Below are 7,462 nucleotides of genomic sequence, written 5' to 3'. Positions count from 1 at the left end.
TCGGCTTGAGGATGCTGGCGGCGTCGATCGCGCCCTCGGCCGCGCCCGCACCGACGAGCGTGTGGATCTCGTCGATGAACAGGATGATGTCACCGCGGGTGCGGATCTCCTTGAGCACCTTCTTCAGACGCTCCTCGAAGTCACCCCGATACCGGGAACCGGCCACCAGGGCACCGAGGTCGAGCGTGTAGAGCTGCTTGTCCTTCAGCGTCTCCGGCACCTCACCCTTGATGATCTTCTGCGACAGCCCTTCGACGACGGCGGTCTTGCCGACGCCGGGCTCACCGATCAGCACCGGGTTGTTCTTCGTACGGCGGGACAGCACCTGCATGACCCGCTCGATCTCCTTCTCCCGCCCGATCACCGGGTCGAGCTTGCCCTCCCGGGCAGCCTGGGTCAGGTTGCGGCCGAACTGGTCCAACACCAGGCTGGTCGACGGCGCGGCCTCACCCGGCGCCGCACCGGCGGCGGCCGGCTCCTTGCCCTGGTAGCCGGAGAGCAGCTGGATGACCTGCTGGCGGACCCGGTTCAGGTCGGCGCCCAGCTTCACCAGGACCTGGGCGGCGACGCCCTCGCCCTCGCGGATCAGGCCGAGCAGGATGTGCTCGGTGCCGATGTAGTTGTGGCCGAGCTGCAGCGCCTCGCGCAGCGACAGCTCCAGCACCTTCTTGGCCCGCGGCGTGAACGGGATGTGCCCGCTCGGCGCCTGCTGGCCCTGGCCGATGATCTCCTCGACCTGCTGACGCACGCCCTCCAGGGAGATGCCGAGGCTCTCCAGGGCCTTTGCCGCGACACCCTCACCCTCGTGGATCAGGCCCAGCAGGATGTGTTCCGTACCGATGTAGTTGTGGTTGAGCATCCGGGCCTCTTCCTGGGCCAGGACGACAACCCGTCGCGCTCGGTCGGTGAACCGCTCGAACATGCCCTCGTGCTCCTCACGTGCCGTGCGCCTTGATGGTCAGATCTCGGCGGGGCCGGTGCGCGGACGTCCGGGACGGGCGTCCGTGCCTCCTTACTCTATCGCCGCGGACCGTCTCCGCTGAGGTCGTGTGGCCCCGCGAATGCTCGTTCCAACGTCGTTTCAGACAACCGTCCACGCTCAGGAGGTGTTCCGGGACCCCTGCCTGTACGCGCAGAGCGAAATTCGACCGGCGGCAGAGGGCCGGCCGAGCAGACCTGGGCGGCGTCACACACCCGCCGCGCTTGTCCACAACCTGTGGACGGAATCTCCACCGCCTGTGGACAACTTCCCCGGGGGGAGATTTCTTCCCACCCCACCCGCCTCGCGGCCAGGCGGATCGGACATCCGCCACTCGGCGGGACGCCGGCCGCGAGCGTGACAACGGGGGCGGAAACGGCGACGCCGGGCCGGAGTCGCACTCCGGCCCGGCGTCGCGTCGCCCGTGACGAAGGTGGGGTCAGTGCCCCGCCTTCGCGTGGTACTCGTCCACGATCTCCTGCGGGATCCGGCCCCGGTCGGAGATGTCCTTGCCGGCCTTCTTGGCCCACTCGCGGATGGCCCGGTTCTGCTCGCGGTCGGCGGTCGCGCCGCCCCGGCCCCGAGCGGCCCGGCCACCCACGACCACACCCCCGCGACCGACCTTCGTTCCGTTCGCGATGTACGGCGCGAATACGTCACGCAATTTCTCCGCGTTGGATGCGGAGAGGTCGATCTCGTACTGCACGCCGTCGAGCGCGAACTTGACGGTCTCGTCAGCGTCCCCGCCGTCCAGGTCATCGACCAGCTTGTGAATGATCTGCTTGGCCACGTCCCACATTCCTTTCGAGCAGGGTGCTGCTCCTGCAATACTCGCAAGAGCACAATAACCCGTCCGGCGCTTGTTCCGTCAATAGGACGGGGTAACGAGCCGGAGAAGCTTTGCGGGAGCGCCTACTCCGGCCGGACCAACGGGAACAGGATCGTTTCCCGAATTCCCAGCCCGGTCAGCGCCATCAGCAGGCGGTCGATTCCCATTCCCATGCCACCGGACGGCGGCATTCCATACTCCATCGCTCGGAGAAAATCCTCGTCCAGCCGCATCGCCTCGTCGTCGCCGCGCGCCGCGAGCTGCGCCTGGGCGACCAGCCGATCCCGCTGCACGACCGGGTCGACCAGCTCCGAGTACGCGGTACCCAGCTCGAATCCCAGCACGTACAGGTCCCACTTCTCGGCCAGGCCCGGCTCACTGCGGTGGGCCCGGGTCAGCGGGCTGGTCTCCTCCGGGTAGTCGCGGACGAACGTGGGCGCCTGAAGCGACGGCACCACGAGTTCCTCGAACAACTCCTCGGCCAGCTTGCCCGGTCCCCACTTCGGGTCTACGGAGAGACCGACCTTGTCCGCGTACTCGACCAGCCGTGCCCTTTCGGTGCGGACGGTGACCTCCTCACCGAGCGCTTCGGAAAGGACACCGAACAGTGTCACCGAGCGCCACTCGCCGCCCAGATCGAACTCACGCCCGTCGGCGTGGGTCACCACGGTCGATCCGGCGACCGCGATCGCGGCCTGCTGTACGAGATTTCGGGTCAGCTCGGCCATCGTGTCGTAGTCGCCGTACGCCTGGTACGCCTCCAGCATCGCGAACTCCGGCGAGTGCGAAGAGTCGATGCCCTCATTACGGAAGTTACGGTTGATCTCGAAGACGCGGTCGACGCCACCGACCACCGCGCGCTTGAGAAACAGTTCCGGCGCGATTCGCAGATACAGATCCGTGTCGAGCGCATTGCTGTGGGTCACGAATGGGCGGGCCGCCGCGCCACCGTGCAGCAGTTGCAGCATCGGGGTCTCGACCTCGATGAAGTCCTGCCCGTGCAGCGTGTCCCGCAGGCTGCGGACGGCGGTGGCCCGGGTGCGGACCATCTGCCGGGCCTGCGGGCGGACCACCAGGTCCACGTAGCGCTGGCGGACCCGGGACTCCTCGCTCAGCGGCTTGTGCGCCACCGGCAGCGGGCGCAGCGCCTTGGCGGTGACCGCCCATTCCTCGGCCAGCACGGACAGCTCGCCGCGCCGGCTGGTGATCACCTCGCCGGTCACGCCGACGTGGTCGCCGAGGTCGACCAGGCGCTTCCAGTCCGCCAGCCGCTCCGGCCCGACCCGGTCCAGCGAGAGCATCGCCTGGAGTTCGGTGCCGTCACCGTCGCGAAGGGTCGCGAAGCAGAGCTTGCCGGTGTTGCGAATGAAGATCACCCGGCCGGTGACCGAGGCGCGGTCGCCGGTGGCGGTGTCGGTGGGCAGGTCGGCGTAGCGCTCGCGCAGCTGCGCGAGCGTCGTGGTGCGCGGGAAGCCCACCGGGTACGGCTCGGTGCCCTCGGCGAGCATCCGGTCCCGCTTCTCCCGGCGGACCTTCATCTGCTCGGGAAGGTCGTCGGCGGGGTCTGCTGGCAGGGCGTTCTGCTCGGTCACGGCACGCTTCCTCAGGCCTTGGGAACATCGGCGGGGTCAGCACATGAGCGTACTCAAGCGGCCTGGCGGCCGTTACGGGATAACCTGCCCGTCATGACCGACCCCACTGCGGCGCTCTCGTTCGGCGCCGCCGCGGCCGAGTACGACCGGTTCCGTCCCCGTTATCCCCGGGCCGCGTTGCGCTGGGCACTGGACGGGCTGCACGACGCCCGGGTGGTCGACCTCGGCGCGGGCACCGGCATCCTCACCCGGGGACTGCTGGCGCTCACCGCGGACGGGACGGTGGCTCAAGTCGTACCCGTGGAACCGGATCCGGGGATGCGGGCGCAACTGGCCGCCGCCACGCCGGGCACGACGGCGCTCGCGGGCAGCGCCGAGGCCGTGCCGCTGCCGGACGGGTCGGCGGACGCGGTGCTGGCCGGGCAGGCCTACCACTGGTTCGACAGGGAGCGGGCGCACGCCGAGGCCGCGCGCGTCCTGCGCCCGAGCGGCACGTTCGCGCCGGTCTGGAACATCCGGGACGAGCGGGTCGGGTGGGTGGCGGAGCTGACCCGGATCGCGCACCTCGGGGACAACGCGGGCGACGTGACGCAGCGGTACGCGGACTTCGGCGCCGCCTTCACCGCTGTCGAGATCGGCGAGTTCGCCCACGCGACCACGCTCACGCCGGACGAGGTGGTGAGCATGCTGCACACCCGCTCGTTCTGGCTGACCGCCGACGCGGACGAGCGGCGACGGGTGGACGCGGAGCTGGCGGAGCTGTTCGCCACCCACCCCGACCTGGCCGGCCGGGAGACGGTCGAGCTGCCCTACCGCACGATGGTGCTCCGGGCCCGGCGGCGCTAAAAAGGGGCCCCTCCTCTACCGGAGGCGTTAACAGGGGGCCCTTCCTTGCACCTCAGGTGTTGCGGTCGTAGACCATCCGCAGGCCGATCAGCGTGATCATCGGCTCGTGGTGGGTGATGGTGTGGCACTCGCCGAGCACCAGCGACGCCAGGCCGCCGGTGGCGATGACCGCCTTGACCCCGCCCAGTTCCTCGGACATCCGCTCGACGATGCGGTCCACCTGACCGGCGAAGCCGAAGTAGAGCCCGGCCTGGAGACACTCGACCGTGTTCTTGCCGATCACCGAACGCGGGCGGGTCGCCTCCACCTTGCGCAGCTGCGCCGCGCGGGCGGCCAGCGCGTCGAAGGAGATCTCGATGCCCGGCGCGAACGCCCCGCCGAGGAACTCACCCCGGCTGCTGATCACGTCGAAGTTGGTGGTGGTGCCGAAGTCCACCACGATCGACGGCCCGCCGTAGAGCGTGTACGCGGCAAGCGTGTTCACCACGCGGTCCGCGCCCACCTCCTTCGGGTTGTCGATGGCGAGCTGGACGCCGGTGCGGACGCCGGGCTCGACGATCACGCTGGGCAGGTCGGCGTAGTACCTGTCGAGCATGGTGCGCAACGAGCGCAGCGCGGCCGGCACTGTCGAGCAGGCGGCCACCCCGGTGATCTCCACAGCGTCACCGGCGAGCAGCCCGCGGAACATCAGCCCCAGTTCGTCCGCGGTGGAGCGGGCGTCGGTCTTGATGCGCCACGAGTGCACCAGCTTGTCGCCGTCGAAGGTCGCCAGCACGGTGTTCGTGTTTCCGATGTCGATGCAGAGCAGCACAGCGGCAGCCTAGACGTCGCGCAGGTCGAGGGCGATGTCCAGGATCGGCGAGGAGTGGGTGAGCGCGCCGACGGAGAGGAAGTCGACGCCGGTCGCGCCGTACTCGGCGGCCATCGGCAGCGTCAGCCCGCCGGTGGCCTCCAGCTCCGCCCGGTCGCCCACCGACGCCACCACCTCGCGCAGCTGTGCCGGGGTCATGTTGTCCAGCAGCAGGAACTTCGCGCCCGCCTCGACCGCCTCCACCGCCTCGGCCGGCGTGTCCACCTCGACCTGCACCGGGACGTCGGGGAACGCCTCCCGGACCCGGCGGAACGCGGCGCTGATCCCGCCCGCGGCGACCTTGTGGTTGTCCTTGATCATGGCGACGTCGTACAGGCCCATCCGCTTGTTGGTGCCGCCGCCGGCCCGGACCGCGTACTTCTCCAGCGCCCGCAGGCCCGGCGTGGTCTTGCGGGTGTCCAGCACCGTCGCCTTCGTACCGGCCAGCTCGTCGGCCCAGGCCCGGGTGTGCGTCGCCACGCCGGACATGCGGGACAGCAGGTTCAGCGCCGTCCGCTCGGCGGTCAGCAGCAGCCGGGTCGGGCCGGTCACAGTGGCCAGCACGTCGCCGCGCGCCACCCGCTGCCCGTCGTGGGCCACCACCGACACCTCGACCGTACGCCCGGCGCCGGTCACGTCGGCGACCAGCTCGAACACGGCGGCGGCCACCGGCAGCCCGGCCACCACGCCGTCGGCGCGCGCCACCAGATCGGCCGTGTCCTGCTGCTCGTCCGGGATGGTGGCCACGCTCGTCACGTCGAGGAAGTCGGGCCCGAGGTCCTCGTGCAGCGTGTCCAGGATGATCCGCCGGACCCGCTCCGGGTCCAGGCCACCGTCGCGCAGCGCCTGCTCCGTCGACTCCCTCATGAGTGCTTCTCCTCCCAGCGCTCGGCCACCCGGCCGTCCGTACCCACCTCGGCCACCAGGTGGCCCAGCCACCGCTCGTCGGCCGTCGGGAAGTCCTCCCGCCAGTGACAGCCCCGCGTCTCCTGCCGGGCGTACGCGGCCGCGACCAGCGTCGACGCCACGGTGAGCAGGTTCGTCGCCTCCCAGTCGGCGGTACGCGGCACGCCCCGCCCCGCGCCCAGCCCGGTGAGCGCGGCGGCGGTGGCCTCCAGCGTCCGCGCCGACCGGAGCACGCCCGCGCCCCGCGTCATCGCCCGTTGCAGTTCCGCCGTGCCGGACGCCGGCACCAGCGCGCCCGGGCCGCCAATCCAGGCGCCGGTCTCCGCCGGGCGGGCCTGCTCGGGCAGCCCGGCGGCGATGTCCTCGGCGATCCGGCGGGAGAAGACCAGCCCTTCCAGCAGCGAGTTGCTGGCCAGCCGGTTCGCGCCGTGCACGCCGGTGCAGGCGACCTCGCCGCAGGCGTACAGGCCGGGGATTGAGGTACGGCCGCGCAGGTCGGTCCGGACGCCGCCGGAGGCGTAGTGGGCGGCCGGCGCGACCGGGATCAGGTCGGTCGCCGGGTCCACGCCGATGGCCAGGCACGACGCGACGATGGTGGGGAACCGCCGGGCCAGGAAGTCACCGCCGAGGTGCCGGGCGTCCAGGAACACGTGGTCCGCGCCGGACGCGAGCAGCACCCGGTGGATGCCCTTGGCGACCACGTCCCGGGGCGCCAGCTCGGCCAGTTCGTGCTGGCCGACCATGAACCGCTTGCCGTCGCCGTCGACCAGGTGCGCGCCCTCGCCGCGCAGCGCCTCGGAGACCAGCGGCTGCTGGGCCAGCCCCGCGCCCGGCCCGCCGGGCGGCACGATCAGCGCGGTCGGGTGGAACTGCACGAACTCCACGTCGGTGACGGCCGCGCCGGCGCGCAGCGCCAGTGCCACCCCGTCGCCGGTGGACACCGCCGGGTTGGTGGTGGCGGCGAAGATCTGCCCCATCCCGCCGGTGGCCAGCACGACCGCGCGGCCGAGAATCGCGCCGACGCCGTCCTCGCTGCCCTCGCCGAGCACGTGCAGCGTGATCCCGCAGGCCGGACCGAGCCCGCCCGGCCCGTCGCCGGGGGCGCGCAGCAGGTCCAGCACCAGCGCGTGCTCGACCAGCCGGATCCACGGGTCGCGGCGTACCGCGTCGTGCAGCGCCCGCTGCACCTCCGCGCCGGTGGCGTCACCGCCGGCGTGCACGATCCGGTCGGCGCGGTGGCCGCCCTCCCGGGTCAGCATCAGCGACCCGTCCGCGTTGCGGTCGAACTCCGCCCCGATCCGCATCAGCTCGCGCAGCCGGGTCGGGCCCTCGGCCACGAGCGCGCGGACCGCCGCCGGGTCGCAGAGGCCGACGCCGGCCACCTCGGTGTCGTACGCGTGCGCGTCCGGCGTGTCCGCCGGGTCCAGTACGGCGGCGATGCCGCCCTGCGCCCAGCGCGT

The 7,462-nt window shown here is 71.5% G+C and carries 7 protein-coding genes; 1 reads left to right on the top strand and 6 read right to left on the bottom strand.

Annotated elements, in window-relative coordinates:
* The 3 genes from KBX39_RS17585 to lysS form a co-directional block, all read right to left on the bottom strand.
* Nucleotides 1–922, bottom strand: a 922-nt coding sequence (locus KBX39_RS17585) for a Clp protease N-terminal domain-containing protein (RefSeq protein WP_210871569.1), incomplete at its 3' end; no start/stop codon positions are given.
* A 496-nt stretch (nt 923–1,418) separates the two neighbouring features.
* On the bottom strand, nt 1,419–1,769 hold the full coding sequence (locus KBX39_RS17580; protein ID WP_166457523.1) for an Lsr2 family protein: 351 nt from the start codon (nt 1,767–1,769) through the stop codon (nt 1,419–1,421).
* Nucleotides 1,770–1,891: 122 nt separating this feature from the next.
* Complete coding sequence (gene lysS, locus KBX39_RS17575; RefSeq protein WP_043327915.1) at nt 1,892–3,400, bottom strand: lysine--tRNA ligase; 1,509 nt, start codon at nt 3,398–3,400, stop codon at nt 1,892–1,894.
* A 93-nt stretch (nt 3,401–3,493) separates the two neighbouring features.
* On the opposite strand from lysS, the gene KBX39_RS17570 reads away from it, so the two are divergent.
* Complete coding sequence (locus KBX39_RS17570) at nt 3,494–4,246, top strand: class I SAM-dependent methyltransferase (protein ID WP_210871567.1); 753 nt, start codon at nt 3,494–3,496, stop codon at nt 4,244–4,246.
* A gap of 52 nt (nt 4,247–4,298) precedes the next feature.
* Here the strand turns inward: KBX39_RS17570 and KBX39_RS17565 are convergent, their stop codons facing one another.
* The 3 genes from KBX39_RS17565 to KBX39_RS17555 all read right to left on the bottom strand — a co-directional run.
* Nucleotides 4,299–5,057, bottom strand: a complete 759-nt coding sequence (locus KBX39_RS17565) for a type III pantothenate kinase (RefSeq protein ID WP_030504826.1) — start codon at nt 5,055–5,057, stop codon at nt 4,299–4,301.
* Between the two features lie 9 nt (nt 5,058–5,066).
* Entirely contained in the window at nt 5,067–5,963 is an 897-nt protein-coding gene (nadC, locus tag KBX39_RS17560; RefSeq protein ID WP_064446772.1) for a carboxylating nicotinate-nucleotide diphosphorylase, read from the bottom strand.
* Nucleotides 5,960–7,462, bottom strand: a 1,503-nt coding sequence (locus KBX39_RS17555; RefSeq protein WP_210871565.1) for an L-aspartate oxidase, incomplete at its 5' end; no start/stop codon positions are given. The genes KBX39_RS17555 and nadC, both read right to left, overlap by 4 nt.

The sequence above is a fragment of the Micromonospora sp. D75 genome (genome assembly GCF_018070405.1).
Classification (GTDB): domain Bacteria; phylum Actinomycetota; class Actinomycetes; order Mycobacteriales; family Micromonosporaceae; genus Micromonospora; species Micromonospora chalcea.
Note: the sequence above shows the minus strand (reverse complement) of the source record. Positions and strands in the feature narration are given on the sequence as shown.

Bases quoted from the DNA above. Each gene is read 5' to 3' on its own strand.
- KBX39_RS17570 (WP_210871567.1), top strand. From the start codon at position 3,494: ATGACCGACCCCACTGCGGCGCTCTCGTTCGGCGCCGCCGCGGCCGAG.
- nadC (WP_064446772.1), bottom strand. From the start codon at position 5,963: ATGAGGGAGTCGACGGAGCAGGCGCTGCGCGACGGTGGCCTGGACCCG.